The following is a 13,607-nucleotide window of genomic DNA, read 5'->3' as shown; positions in this document are numbered from 1 at the left end:
AAATCCCTGCCAGGCAGCGTCAGCGCGGCCTGGGGGGAGTTCAGTTGCCGGCCAGGAGGCCCGCCACGATAATATCGACAGAGTCTTCGAGCGATTTCCGTACAGCGCGGTCGGAGGCAGTCAGGCGCGGATCGACCGTCTGTATCAAAGGGCGCAATGCGAGTATGGCGCCAGCGCCGTGCGCGAGAAGGGTGAAGGGAACGACCGGGTTCACCTTCTTGAAAACGCCGGCGCTCTGGCCCTTCTTCAGGATATCCGTGAAGGCCCAGCGCCGCTGGTGGAAGAATTTCTGGACGATGTAGTCCAGGCGGTCACTCTGATGCCCGCCCTCGGCATTCATGATCATGAAGATCGTCGGGGATTCGACGAGGCCCATGAGGAAATTGAGGCTGACCTGGCGGAGCTGGTCCGGCAGGTCGGCATCAGATGCCGCGGTCTGTTCATAGGCGGCCATGCGGTCATAGAGCCGGTCCATGCCGAAGTCGAAGGCTGCAGTCCACAAGTCTCTCTTCGTGCCATATTTCGCATTCAGCAGGCTGTGACTGATACCGCTCTTGCGGGAAATATCGCGAACCGAAGCGCCTTCGAAGCCGAATTCCGCAAAGGTCTCGAGTGCGATTTCCATGCACTTTTCTTCGTCGACAACGTGTTTGCCGCCCGCGGCGGGGCGGCCTTTTCCACGTTTCATGGTCTTGTTCATCATGCTGGGCTTATAGGCGACAAAAATTTCTGAAACCAAAAAATAAAATAGACAAGTGGTCATTAAATGCTATGCCTCCCCGAAAATTTGACGAGGAAACATTCATGCCTGCTACCGATAATGAGCTGATCAATCGCGCAAAAGCCCTGGTCCCGGGGATCAGGGCGCGTGCCGCAGAAACCGAAAAGCTGCGTCATGTGCCGGACGAGACCCTGCAGGAACTGGCGGATGCCGAGATCCTTCAGATGTTCGTTCCGAAACGGTGGGGCGGGTCTGAAGCCAGCCTCGATACGATGCGGCAGGTGGTCGAAACGATCAGCAGCGCGTGCGTCTCCACCGGCTGGATCACGGCCTTCTATGCCGGCCACAATATTTATGTGACGCGCTTCAGCGAACAGGCCCAGGAGGAACTTTTCTCACCTCACGGCTACGTCAAAATGCCCGCCGCTTCTGCGCCGAACCTGGAGGCGCGGAAAGTAGACGGTGGCTGGGAAGTCAGTGGACGTGCGGTATGGAGCTCAGGTGTCGTGAATTCAGACTGGGTTCAGATGAGCGGGCGTGTTGGTGACAGTGGACGTTCCTTCCTGATCCCTTCGTCCGAAATGACCATGATCGACACATGGAATTTCTCCGGAGCCGCCGGGACGGGCAGCAATGATTACTCCGTGGAAAAGGTATTCGTGCCGGACCATCGTTCGCTTGATCTCCTTGAATTCAACGGCGGCAAAACGGAAGGTTCCAGCCAGTATGAGAACCCGCTCTATCAGGCACCGTTCCTGCTGTTGGCGTATTGCACCATCGTGCCCGTCGTCACGGGCGGTGTTGCCGGTGCCAAGGCGGAATTCGAAGAGATGATTTCCCGGCGCGTGCGCAACTTCACTGGCGTTGTGGTCAAGGACCTGCAGCATGCGCACATCGTGCTTGGCGAAATGGGGATCCGTGTCCAGGTCGCGCAGGAGATGGCGCAGGACATTTATAAACGTGCCGAAGGGATCATTTCGGCAGGCGATTTCTCCTGGGACGAAAGAATTGCCATGAAGGGGCGGGTTGCGTTCCTCTCTCATCACTGCCGTCAGTCGGTGAACGCCATGATGTCGAATTCAGGGGCGGCGAGCTATCATCTCGATCAACCCCTTCAGCGCTATTGGCGGGATCTCAATACAATTTGCTCGCACGCCTTCTGGGACTGGGATGCGTCGCGTGAAATCACCGGGCGGAATATGCTGGAATTGCCGGTGCAGTATCCGCTCGTGTAGCGGGGGCGGGACGGCTGAGAATTTGTTTCATTTTTCGACGTGTTTTCGCCCCTTGATGCGGAAGTGTCGCGGGATTGAGACGCGTTGACAGCCGGTACTGATAAAACTATCAGAAGTGGGGTGCGTTGCCAGAAATGATTTCGCGCGGGTTCCGGCCCGGGTTACAAGGCAAGTCACGATTGAATGTAAGGAGAGGACCAATGCCAGAAGAAGCGCAGAACATTCTGAACAATGCAAACCACACGGCGTATCGTTGCCGTGATGCCGAGCAAACCCGCTGGTTTTATGAAGACATCCTGGGGCTGCCTCTCCGGATTGCCTTCTCCGAAGAAAACGTTCCGGGAACGAATGAGCCGACACCGTTCATGCACCTGTTTTTCCAGCTGGGAAATGGCGACTTCATCGCATTCTTCGATGAGCCGACCAATGCGACGCCGGCCCATTTTGCGACGGCTCACAGTTTTGACCGGCATATCGCGTTCGAGGTGGATTCCGAAGAAGAGATGCTGGCCTGGCAGAAGAAGATCAACGACAAGGGCATCATGTGTCTCGGGCCCGTGGATCACGGGTTTCTGAAGTCGGTCTACATGTATGATCCGAACGGCATGCAGGTGGAGATCACAACAAAGACCCCGACTTATACGGAGTATGCCACGGAGGAGGGGCCGAAGGCACACAAGAATCTGGATGAATGGGTCAAGCGGACCCGCGAGCAGAAGGTCAGCAAGTTCGGCGCCGAGGCGCTCGACAATCGCAAGATTCCTTACCCGGGATTTGGATAACCCGAAAAGCGTGAATGCCGGTCTCATCTGCTGAGACCGGCGATCCATCAATCTGTAAATCGTTTCCGCAGTTTTGCTTTGGCGATCTTGTTCAATTCGGCGCGCGGAAAATCATCCACAAAGATCACTTCGACCGGGACCTTGAAGTCTGCCAGCTGGGCGCGGCAGGTTTCCAGAATGGCTGATGCCAGAGCGTCCGATGCCTCTGCCGCGCGTACGAACACGGCCGGCACTTCATCCTTCATCTTGTCAGGCTTGCCGACAACGGCGCACTCAAGAACACCCTCCGTCAGCATGACAGCGCCTTCGATTTCCGATGCGGCGACATTTTCTGCGCCGACTTTCAGCATGTCCTTGGCCCGGTCTGCGAAGCGAAGGTGACCGTCCGCGGTCTGGAACACACGGTCGCCAGTGTCGAACCAGCCTTCCTCATCGAAACTGCCCGCAGTCGCTTCCGGATTGTACAAGTATTCCTTGAACAGGGTGATGCCCGGAATCCCGCGCACTTTCAGAAGGCCGGTGTCGCCAGGTGTCACATCCTGTCCGCTTTCATCGACAATCTTCAGTTCGAATTCCGGTGCGGGCATGCCCATCGATCTTTCCGGGCTGGAGAGCTGAGGCGGTGTATATGTTCCGTGAGCGATCAGCTCTGTCATGCCCCAGGCACCGACGAACGTGACGCGGAACAGGTCTTCCGCGGGGCCCATGTTCGCCGCACCGATCACCCAGTAGCGAAACTTGTGATCCTCCGGCACAGGCAAGGTCGCCAGTGCCTGCATCGCAAACGGAATTACATTGGCCCAGGTGCACCCATGCTTGAGCACCGCCGGCCAGAAGCGGCTTGCCGAGAATTTCGGTTGCAGCACCATGGCGCCGCCAGACCAGAGCACGCCGAAGTGTCCCCAGCTCATTGCATTGGTATGGCAGAGCGGGGTGAACACGAGCGCCGTGTCGATATCCCGCAACAGATTGTGGGATGCGACCGTTTGCGCTCCCCACAGGGCATTCGCATGCGTCCAGACAACGCCCTTTGGACGGGACGTCGTACCGGATGTGTACTGGACGGAAAGCGGTGCCATCGGATCATTCCGCTCAATGTCGAAATGCGTGTCGTCAGCGAACAGGTCGCTGAACGCAACGATGCCTTCGGGGATGGGGCCGGAAGGCTCCGCGCTGTTGCGCTCAGTACTGGCGATCCATTCGAGGTCCGGACCGGTTTCGCGGATCAGGTCAATGAATTCCGGCTGCGTGATGGCGAAGCGAACCCGCGAATGGCTGATGAAATAGCGCATCTCCTCGACGGCGGAACGCGGATTGGTCGTGACGACGACCACTCCGAGCGCGACGCAGGCATGATAGGCAATCAGGAATTCCGGACAATTGTTCGCATGCAGCAGAAGGAAGTCGCCCCGGCGGACGCCCTTCGCGTGCAAACCGGCCGCGCAACGGCGCACATCCTTGTAGAACGCGCCATATGTCCATGTCTTCGCGTCGCCCTCAAAGGGTTCCCAGTGAAGAAACGGAGCCTCCGGACGACGCTCTGCGTGGTTTTTCAAGAGCCAATGGAAATCCTTGTCCATGGCCACGTGCAGGCTGCTCATCGGCTATTTGCCTTTGAACTGAGGGTTGTAGGCTGCCGGATCGGGATTGTTGAGCCACATGTCGAGCGCATGCTGTGCATCTTCGGAGACGATGATCTGCATGATCTCCTTGGCTTCCTCGGCCATGAAGTTCAGCTGATCCTGATTGGTTCCGGCATTGATGAGGCGCTTGATACCACGCATGGCGAGCGGCGCGCGCGCAGCGAATTTCTCGGCGAAAGCTTTTACTTCAGCGTCGAATTCATCTTCCGAATACAGGCGGGAGATCAGGCCGAGTTCCAGCGCCGTGCTTGGCTGGAGGAATTCGCCATGGAGCAGGATGTCCAGGGCCTTCGCACGGCCGAGGTATTTCAGGGCATACCAGCCGCCGCTGCCGCCGGGAACGAGCCCGAAGCTGCTTTGGGGCAGGGCGAAGGTGGCTGTGGGAGAGTCTTTCATCAGGCGGAAGTCGAAGGACAGTGAAAACTCGCAACCGCCCCCACCAACATTGCCGTTGATTGCAGCGATCGTCACGACCGGGAGGGCTTCGATACGGCGGGCCAGCGTGTGATTGGCGTTGACGACTGCCGGGATTTCAATCTGCCGCTCACCGTGCGCCAGGCTTTGCATCTCGGTCAGTTCCATCCAGCGCAGGAACACATCGTCTGTGCCAGTCACGACCAGGACACGCAGCTCTTCATCCTGTTCCACCGCATTGAGCATGTCATGCAGCTCGTGAAGCATCAGCATGTTGAGCGTCTGGTTTGGCGGATTGTGCATCCGGCAGGTCAGGATGTGACCTTCCCGCTCAAGTATCAGGTGTTGGTAGTCCATGGTCTTCTATTCCTCCCGATGGTTATCGTTGTTGCGGTCGGCGCGGCGGATCAGCTGATCGCAGCGAGGCCGGCTTGTGCGACTTCCATGTCGTCCGAATAGTGACCGCCGCTCACACCGATGCCGCCAACGAGTTCACCGTTCACGAAGACCGGATACCCACCGCCGAAAACGACGAGACGGTCCGTCTTGACGATACCGTGCAGCAGCGGCGGGTCATTCTTGATGAATTCGTGCCACTCATGGGTCGCCATGCCGAAGGAGATCGCGGTGTAGGCCTTGTCCTGGGCAATATCGACGCTCAGCAGCGGTGCGCCATCCATGCGTTCATATGCCTTGAGCGCGCCCGCATCGTCGACGACGGCGATGACCATGGGTTTACCCATTGCTTCCGCCTTGGCTTTGGCGCCTTCGATCATCTTCTGTGCTGCGAAGCTTGTGATGGTGCTTTTGGTTTTCACGAGATCCATGTGATCCTCCCTCAGATTTGATAAACCTATTAGCTCAATTGATAGGTGCTTGCTGGAAATGCCGTCAATGATGATTTCGGTTCACGTTGAGGGAAGCGGCGAGGCCGCACCCTCTGCATGCCGCCCCGCGTAATGGAAACACCAGATCGAAATCAGCGCGCACAATCCGACGAGCGCGAGGCCTGCATGTAGTGAACGCTGCCCCATCCCCGAGAATACCGTGTCACTCAGTGTCCCGACGACGACGGGAGTGATGGCATAGCCGACAATCGTCACGCAAAAGGCAAGCAGGGCGACTGCAAGCGCGCGTTCGGAGGGGTCTGAATTTGCCTGAACCGACGCGAACACCGGGGCTGCTTCGAGGTTGATGAAAATATTGAAGGCGCCGAGATAGGCGAAAAAGACCAGGGGCGAGTTCGCTCCCAGCATCAGATAGTAAAACGGAATGGACGCCGCGACGAAGATGGCTGGCAGCCAGCTCATCCACTTCAGAGCGCGCTTTGCCATGAGGTCACAAAGGATCCCGCCGACAAACAGGGACGGCATGGCGCAGAACAGAAGGACGCCGGCCGCGTAGGCGCCGATCTCGGTTTTCGGCATGCCGAAATTGCGTTCGATGAGCGGGTAGAGCCAGACGAGCAGGGCCTGAACGGTGACAAGGGCAAATGTGTGTCCGGCGACCGTTCCGACATAGACCCTGTTGGCGAGCAATGAGCGTATGGTGTCGGCCAACGGTGCCTGTTGGCTGCGGCGCTGACCCGGTTCAAGAAACCTGCCGCGCTCTGGTTCCCGTACGGAAATATAGGTGAGAAGGCCAAGCAATATGCCGGGGACGCCCGTAATGTAAAAAACCATACGCCAGCCATAGGCTTCGACGAGCGCCGTACCGATCAGGTGACCGCCCAGAACGCCCAGCGCACCGCCCATGGACAAGAAGCCGATTGCCCGGCCAAGCTCGGTTTTTGTGAAGTAGTCCGACAGGAGGGAATGACTGGAGGGCGTGCCGCCGGCCTCTCCGATTCCCACGCCCATACGGGCCAGAAACAGCGAGACGAAACCGCCTGCAGCGCCACAGGCGGCGGTCGCCAGGCTCCAGACTGTTACGGCGGCAGCGAAGATATTTTTCCTGTTCGCCCGATCTGCCAGGCGGGCGATCGGTATGCCAAAAGTCGCATAAAAAAGGGCAAAGGCCGTTCCGCCCAGCAGGCCGAGCTGTGTGTCGTTCAGCCGGAAATCACTCTGGATGTTCGTCATGACCACCGAAATCAGGCCGCGATCCACCACGCTCAGTGTTTGGCCCATCATCAGAATGAACAGCACATAATAGCGGTAATGACCGCTTCGGGTATGACTGAACTCTGACACCGCAGACATTGGTGTTCCTCCTTGAGCTCCGGGCCTCTTTTGAACGGGCATGCCACCTTTTCGATTTGAAAGGGGGCCCCGAGCGGGCGGATTGAGCGCAAGTATTCTGATAAATCGATCAGGATCAATAGCTGTCTTCGCGAACAGCCGGTTTCCGTGGCGTGAAGGCGGGGAGGTCTGCGCAGCTGTCCAATGAGACGGTTCAGCACGTCAGGAATGTTGGTGAGCGGAGGAAGGGTTCCGCTCTCAATCTGGAAGGCAGAAAATTTTTTTCAAATGGGACTTGGCGGCAGCGAGGGAAGTATTATAGACCTATCAGATAAAGCTCACAGACAAAAAACCGAGCGACCAGGGAGGTCAAATGTTTAATTCCAAGTTTGATGCCAGCACTATTGTGCTTTCAATGCTGGCTGTGTCCGCTGTTCAAGGGGCCGTCGCTCAGGAGGCTGAAGCGCCTGCCAGCAAAGAAAGCGAAAGCCGCCAGTCGGTCGTGATCGTTACGGCGACCAAGAGCGAAACCACGCTGCAGGACACGCCCATTGCCATTTCGGTTGTGAGTGGACAGGATCTTGCGGACCGGAACATTCTCGAAGTCAGCGAAATCGCTCAGGATGTTCCGGGCCTGACATTCAGCCAGTCGCCTGGTGACCTGCCATCCATTGTCATCCGCGGTATCGGAACGAACAACGCAAACCAGACTGCCGAGCAGTCGGTCGGTCTTTTTGTCGACAACGTCTACAAACCGCGTGCCCGGCAGTATCGTGACTCCCTGTTCGATGTGGAACGGGTGGAAGTCATCAAAGGGGCCCAGGGGGTTATCTTCGGCAAGAATACGAGTGTCGGCGCCATCAGCGTTGTCTCGCGCAAGCCGGGAACCGAGCTCGGCGGCGACGTATACGGCAGTTATGAATTCGAGAACGAGGGTTACACGGTTGGTGCCACGGCGGACCTTCCGGCGAGTGACAAGCTCCGGTTCCGGGTCGGGGGGCAGTATTCCGACACGGGCGGCTATGTGAAGAATCTGGCGGGCGGAGACGATGAGCCCACCACCGAACGCTACATTGTTCGGGGAACCATGGTTGCAGAACCGACCGACGCGTTGACGGCGACCTTGATGATCCAGCATTCCGAACAGGACACAAGAGGCAACGCATTCCAGTTGACGGAGGCGCTGAACCCCGCGCTCGTTTCCTATTTTGGTTATACAACAAGGCCGTATGAGAAGCGCCTGAACCAGACAACGACGTTCATCGATGGCGTGTCTGTTCCGGCCGATGCCGATTCTCAGGATAGCACCGACGCGGTCCTCACCCTTGATTGGGAGCTGTCGGACACGCTCACGCTGACGTCCGTTAGCGCCTATTCGGTGATGGACTACAGAAATTATTCCAGCATCTTCTATTCCTCCAGCGATGCTGTGGGGCAGCCAAAAGGGTACCAGCTGTTCAATGAGGATTTCGAGCAATTCACTCAGGAAGTCCGCTTGAACTATGCTGGTGATTCCTGGCACGGCTTCATTGGTGGCATGTATCAGGATCAGAGCCTGGCGTTTGACCGGACGGTCCGCCTGCAGACCTGGTTCTCGCCCGGCACCATTATTGGCGGTGGCGATGTGGGCGGATTCGCCTTTGCCGGCACGTCGAACTCACTGCTCGACCAGGATCTGGAATCCTATGCGCTGTTCGGATTGATGACGCATGACTTCACCGACAAGTTTTCTGTCAGCGGTGGTCTGCGTATCGGATATGAAGAAAAGACGGCAGACTTCTCGGTGACGCTGCTGGACCTGATCGGTCTTGCGCCGATCACTGTTCCGAATGATTTCTTCCTTCCTGTCGACCAGCGCGGAGGGATCTCGATCTATCCGCTGATCACTGCAGCGGGCGTCGTGCCGACCACGTCGACCGATGACACTTCTGTCGATGGCAGCCTGAACTTCAGTTACGACCTCGCTGATGACTGGATGACGTATATCTCCTTCGCGCAAGGCACCAAGAGCGCGGCATTCAACAACGCGACGATCAGTGGTTCCTTCACGCCCGAGCCATTTATCATTCCTGAAGAAGTCGCACGTTCGGTGGAGATCGGCGCCAAGGGCAATTATGCCGGCGGCCGGGGTACGCTGAGTGCCGCAGCCTTTTACACCGACCTGACGGACTTCCAGGACTCCGTTTATGACCCGAATGTCGGTGTCACCGGTGCCTTCATTATCAAAAGTTTCGATGCCGAGACTTATGGTATCGAACTGGAAACAAGATTCGATCTGACCGACAATCTGACAGTGTATGGGAATCTTGGCCTTCTCGAAGCCAAGAGCCAGGCGACAGGTGCCAGACTCGCTGACGCACCAAAAGTCAGTGGACTGATCGGTGCCGATTACACCCGGCCGGTGTCCGAAAGCCTCGAACTCAATGCCGGTGCCCGGATGACGTTCAGCTCCAACCAGCTTCACCGGAACCCGGCCTTGCCGCGTGGCACGGGTGAATACCAGATTGCCGACTTCCATATCGGCCTGGACAACGCCGCTTCGGGTTGGTCGGTAAGGGCTGAAGTCAAGAATGCGTTTGAAGAACGCTATGAGACCTTCACGTTCGTCCAGCCCCTGGTGGCGGCCTCGGTGGTGGGTGCGTACAACCCTCCCAGAACTGTTTACCTCTCCGTCCGAAAGTCTTTCTAGTCGGGGCTCATGTCTGACTAGGCGGATCCTCCAACGGGACGGGTCACCTGCAGCGTCGAAAGAGTGGCCCCTGGCTTCTCATTCGGCGCTGTTTCTTTTTCGGGCGGCTGGACGTATGGTTCTGCAATCACCAAACAATTCAAGTGACTGACGAATGTTGAAGCGAGAAAAATACACCGAACAGTACTCGCAGATCCTCGAGGCGGCGACCGAGCTTTTTTCGACCTGCGGGTATGATGGTGTCAGCACGACCCAGATCGCTGCCGCTGCGGGTGTGTCTCAACCCAGCATCCATTATCACTTCGGAAGCAAAACGGAGCTCTGGATCGCTGCGATCCGGTCTCTGGCGGATAAAATTGGATCTGATCTCCCGACGGATTGGGAAACCATTGAGGAAATGGATCCGATCGAAGCGCTTCAGCACCTGTGCGGTCTCATTATCGATGTTTCAATTCAGAGGCCGGAACTGGGACGTTTCATCTTGCTGGAAGGGCAGGCGGGCGGAGAGCGCCTTGAATGGTTGTACGATATGGTCATGAAGACCTCGTACACCGGGTTCTGCCGACTTATCCAGCGCGGCATAGACAGTGGCCAGATCAAGAAACATCAGCCGCACCACATTCTGATGCTACTTCACGGGGCCATTGTGACCTATTTCAATGTTGCCCCACTCATGGAGATCGCCTTCGGTGAAGATCCGGGAGAAAAGAAGCCCGCTGCAGAATTCCGCGCGGCATTCCTCGACATCGTGGTGGAGGGCCTGAGGGTGAACCCAATCCCCGCGTCGAAAAAGCGTGTTCGTACCAGGAATGCCACCAGGCAGGTCTAGAAAATACAGCGGTCCAACCCGCCTGGTGCGCTTCACTGATTGAGTTCGATCTTAGACAATTACGCAATCGCCTCATTGCCACGCCGCACGAGGCGTCCCGGGAGCGCGCCCGTTTGTTCGCCGTGCCAGTATGTGATTTCGCCTGATACAAGTGTCGCGACGTACCCATCGGCGAGCTGGTTCATGCGCTTACCACCGGCTGGAAGGTCATAATTGACCGTCGGCACATGAAGCGACAGCGCATCAAAGTCGATGATGTTCAGGTCCGCTTTCATTCCTGGGGCAATGCGTCCGCGGTCTGTGAAGCCCACTGTATCAGCAGGCCGTGAGGTGAGTTCCGCGATCGCGTCGGCGAGGGGAATCCGCTCTTCCTCTTTTGCGTCGCGTACCCAGCGTTGCAGGAAGTAGGTCGGAAAGCTCGCGTCGCAGATCAGTCCATAGTGCGCACCGCCGTCAGCAAGCGCCATGACGGTGTCCGGGTGGCCCAGCATCTCGCGAACGGCATTGAGATTGCCTTCGGTGTAGTTCGCAGCAGGAAGGTAGAAGAGCCGCTTGCCATCGTCCTTCAGCAGGAGGTCGTAGGCATATTCTTCAACGGATTGCCCGGCCGCAGTGGCGCGCGATTCGATGCGGTCCTCGCGCGTCGGCTCATAGTTCGGTGTCTTGTCCCACTCCTGCGTGGCGCGGAAGGCATTGATGAGATTCAGCGTGACCGGGTTGGAATCTTCCGGCGTCTCGGAAAGCAGTTTTGCCCGAAACTCCGGATCGCGCATGATCCTGACGCGCTCCTCAAGCGGTAGTGCGGCAATTTCCTTGTAGCTCGGATGCGCGGTGAAGGGGTGCAGGCTGAGGTCGAGGCCGAAGAACATGCCGACCGGCCGGGGGGCCACCTGACCACGGATTTTCAGACCGTCGGCACGGGCCGCTTCCAGTCCTTCAAGCACAGCCCGCCAGCCACGTCCTGGCTGGTTCGGAACGTCAAGGAGCGTGAAAGATATGGGGCGGCGGCCATGCTCGGCGACCTGCCGTACCAATGAGAACTCGGACTCGGCATCACCGTCCGGCGCAGGAATGAGCTGGAAGACGCCTGCGTCGGCATCGACCAGGCCATCCATCAGGGCTTTCAGTTCATCCGTCTCCGAATAGAGGCTTGGCGCAAGTTCGCCTGCCTTGGTCCGGTGCATCATGTTGCGTGACGTCGTTACGCCGAATGCGCCTTCAGCGATGGCTTCGGTGACAAGCGACCGCATTTGCGCCAGATCTTCGGCAGTCGGCGCTTCCTTGCGGGCGGCGCGTTCTCCCATAACGAAAATGCGCAGGGCGGAATGGGGCACCTGGGTGGCAACGTCGATGTCGAGCGCGCGATCTTCCAATGCATTGAGGTAATCTGGAAAGCTTTCCCAGTTCCATGGCAGGCCATCTACCATGACCACTTCGGGAATGTCTTCCACGCCTTCCATCAGTTTGACAAGCATGTCCCGTTGGTTTGGCCGGCACGGGGCGAAGCCGACGCCACAATTCCCCATAAGGACAGTTGTTACGCCATGACCGGAAGAGGGGGCGAGCCGGTTTTCCCAGGTAACCTGCCCATCATAGTGTGTGTGGATATCGATGAAGCCAGGCGTCACGATGTAGTTTGACGCGTCAATTTCGCGTTCGCCTTTGGTGTCGATGGAGCCGATCGCTTCGATGCGGCCATCGCGAATGCCAATATCTGCAGTATAGGGAGCACTTCCGGTCCCGTCGAAAACCGTCCCTCCCCGAATGACAACGTCATAGCTCATCGTTCACGCTCCCTTTTCATATTCTTTCAGTGTTTCTTGTAATCTGCGGACATGCTCCCGGCTCAGCCTGCTGGCTTCGGCCGGATCGCCTTCCAGGATTTTTTTTCCAACAGCAACGAGTTCAGAGGCGTGCTGCCCGCGCAGTCTCAGGAACCCGTACTGGGCGCGCAGTACGTGAACCCGCACATGGGCCAGCAGGTGAGACAGCTCGTCATTGTTCGCGGTGGCCGCGAGCGCGCTGTAGAATTTCCGGCGCGCCGTGACGAAATCCTGGGGCGACATGGAGCTTTGCAGGCGTTCCAGCTCTGCCGTTGCGAGGGCGAGCCGCTTGCCGTTTGCGCCGTCGGAAATTTTACGCGCTGCACTTTCGGCAGCCAAGCCGAAAAGCAACTCGGTGACTTTTAAAGTGTCGATGCCCTGTTGCGGCGTCAGCGTGACAAGGGCTGCGCCGCGATTGGGTGTGATGGATACAACACCCCGCACCTGAAGCTGCTGGAGTGCATCGCGCACAGCCTGCCGTCCGACACCAAAGCGCGCGCAGAGTTCCGCTTCCACGAGGCGTTGGCCAGGTATGTATTCGCCGACCTCCAGCCCCTCGATGATGGCGTGGACCATGCCGAGCGCGGAGGGCTTTCGCATACGATTGGATGTCAGGACGCTTGTAGACATGCCCGAATATTTCTTTCGCCCTCCAGATTGTCAACAATATTGTAGACAATCTGGAGGGCGAAAGAAAAGTCCGCTTCGCATAGCGGATAGCGGACGACCCCACGCAATCGGTGGGCGGCAGACAGTTGGTGTTTTTGGGAACTGGCGACCCCGGCAGGATTCGAACCTGCGACCGTCCGCTTAGAAGGCGGATGCTCTATCCAGCTGAGCTACGGGGCCGAATCCGGACCCGGATGCGCGACTAGTGCGTCCAGGGCTGTTTCCGGTTAGCGTCGAAATTAGCACTATACGACTTTACAAGGCGTTTGCGTTCGTGCGTCGGCTCGACGCGGAAGGCGATGCCCTCGCGCTTGGCGAATTCGACGGCCTGCTCCTGGGTGTCGAATTCCATGCGGACCTGACCGGACGTGTCGTCGATGCTGGTCCAGCCCATCAGGGGGTCGGCCGTGCGGTGGACATTTTCCTTAACGAATTCAAGCACCCATGCCTTGGTCTTGCCACGGCCCGACGTCATCGCGCTCTTGGATGGCTTGTAAATTCTCGCCTGCATTTGCCTGTCCCTGTAGGCCATTCAAAAAAATGGTCGGAGCGATAGGATTCGAACCTACGACCCTCTGGTCCCAAACCAGATAGATGGTGGTTTTTGTCTCTCGCAAGACCT

At 57.7% G+C, this 13,607-nt stretch carries 12 protein-coding genes and 1 tRNA gene; 4 read left to right on the top strand and 9 right to left on the bottom strand.

What is annotated here, in order from left to right; all coding sequences use genetic code 11:
• Nucleotides 1–40: 40 nt before the first annotated feature.
• Nucleotides 41–688: a TetR/AcrR family transcriptional regulator gene (locus R3C98_RS11075; RefSeq protein ID WP_371314146.1), complete on the bottom strand. Its 648-nt coding sequence runs from the start codon at nt 686–688 to the stop codon at nt 41–43.
• Between the two features lie 116 nt (nt 689–804).
• Between R3C98_RS11075 and R3C98_RS11070 the strand changes: the two genes are divergently transcribed.
• Complete coding sequence (locus R3C98_RS11070) at nt 805–1,956, top strand: acyl-CoA dehydrogenase family protein (protein ID WP_371314145.1); 1,152 nt, start codon at nt 805–807, stop codon at nt 1,954–1,956.
• 200 nt (nt 1,957–2,156) lie between these two features.
• Nucleotides 2,157–2,738, top strand: a complete 582-nt coding sequence (locus tag R3C98_RS11065) for a VOC family protein (RefSeq protein ID WP_371314144.1) — start codon at nt 2,157–2,159, stop codon at nt 2,736–2,738.
• A gap of 47 nt (nt 2,739–2,785) precedes the next feature.
• Here R3C98_RS11065 and R3C98_RS11060 read toward each other — a convergent pair whose 3' ends face one another.
• The 4 genes from R3C98_RS11060 to R3C98_RS11045 form a co-directional block, all read right to left on the bottom strand.
• Nucleotides 2,786–4,339, bottom strand: coding sequence for an AMP-binding protein (locus R3C98_RS11060; RefSeq protein ID WP_371314143.1), 1,554 nt, complete (start codon nt 4,337–4,339; stop codon nt 2,786–2,788).
• A 3-nt stretch (nt 4,340–4,342) separates the two neighbouring features.
• The gene (locus R3C98_RS11055; protein ID WP_371314142.1) at nt 4,343–5,152 is read right to left on the bottom strand and encodes an enoyl-CoA hydratase/isomerase family protein; all 810 of its coding nucleotides are present in this window, start codon (nt 5,150–5,152) and stop codon (nt 4,343–4,345) included.
• A 50-nt stretch (nt 5,153–5,202) separates the two neighbouring features.
• A complete protein-coding gene (locus R3C98_RS11050) occupies nt 5,203–5,622 on the bottom strand; it encodes a heme-binding protein (RefSeq protein ID WP_371314141.1) in 420 nt (139 codons plus the stop codon).
• A gap of 81 nt (nt 5,623–5,703) precedes the next feature.
• Nucleotides 5,704–6,996 (bottom strand): spinster family MFS transporter, encoded by a 1,293-nt coding sequence (locus tag R3C98_RS11045; protein WP_371314140.1) that lies wholly within the window; start codon nt 6,994–6,996, stop codon nt 5,704–5,706.
• 352 nt (nt 6,997–7,348) lie between these two features.
• On the opposite strand from R3C98_RS11045, the gene R3C98_RS11040 reads away from it, so the two are divergent.
• Nucleotides 7,349–9,664, top strand: coding sequence for a TonB-dependent receptor (locus R3C98_RS11040; protein WP_371314139.1), 2,316 nt, complete (start codon nt 7,349–7,351; stop codon nt 9,662–9,664).
• A gap of 154 nt (nt 9,665–9,818) precedes the next feature.
• Nucleotides 9,819–10,493 carry a TetR/AcrR family transcriptional regulator gene (locus R3C98_RS11035; protein ID WP_371314138.1) on the top strand — a complete coding sequence of 225 codons (675 nt, stop codon included), beginning with the start codon at nt 9,819–9,821 and terminating at the stop codon, nt 10,491–10,493.
• Nucleotides 10,494–10,552: 59 nt separating this feature from the next.
• Here the strand turns inward: R3C98_RS11035 and R3C98_RS11030 are convergent, their stop codons facing one another.
• From R3C98_RS11030 to R3C98_RS11015, 4 genes are all read right to left on the bottom strand, one after another.
• The gene (locus tag R3C98_RS11030; protein ID WP_371314137.1) at nt 10,553–12,277 is read right to left on the bottom strand and encodes an amidohydrolase family protein; all 1,725 of its coding nucleotides are present in this window, start codon (nt 12,275–12,277) and stop codon (nt 10,553–10,555) included.
• A gap of 3 nt (nt 12,278–12,280) precedes the next feature.
• Nucleotides 12,281–12,946: a GntR family transcriptional regulator gene (locus R3C98_RS11025; RefSeq protein ID WP_371314136.1), complete on the bottom strand. Its 666-nt coding sequence runs from the start codon at nt 12,944–12,946 to the stop codon at nt 12,281–12,283.
• A 142-nt stretch (nt 12,947–13,088) separates the two neighbouring features.
• A tRNA-Arg gene (locus R3C98_RS11020) sits at nt 13,089–13,165 on the bottom strand.
• 22 nt (nt 13,166–13,187) lie between these two features.
• On the bottom strand, nt 13,188–13,496 hold the full coding sequence (locus R3C98_RS11015; protein WP_034766499.1) for an ETC complex I subunit: 309 nt from the start codon (nt 13,494–13,496) through the stop codon (nt 13,188–13,190).
• Between the last annotated feature and the right edge of the window lie 111 nt (nt 13,497–13,607).

This window comes from Hyphomonas sp. (assembly GCF_041398465.1).
In the GTDB taxonomy this organism is placed as follows: Bacteria; Pseudomonadota; Alphaproteobacteria; order Caulobacterales; family Hyphomonadaceae; genus Hyphomonas.
The sequence above is the reverse complement of the archived record's forward strand: the minus strand, read 5'-3'. Positions and strand labels throughout refer to the sequence as shown.